We start from the raw sequence: 206 nt of genomic DNA on the forward strand, positions 1-206 counted from the left end.
CGGGCTACCCTGCGCAATGGCGGAGACAGCCCAAGCTACACCTAGTGCCTTGAACGACCACGGTTCTTCCTGGCGAGACCGGTTCCATCGCCGCTTTGCCGTTCCCGATTCCCCGTGTCGGGCGCGCGGTCCGGCTTGGCAAACCGGATTGGAAACGTGGGCTAACCCCTTGACCCTATCGCATCGGCCTCGCTTGGTGGCCTGGG

This window comes from Acidisphaera sp. L21 (assembly GCF_009765685.1).
Lineage (GTDB): Bacteria > Pseudomonadota > Alphaproteobacteria > Acetobacterales > Acetobacteraceae > LMUY01.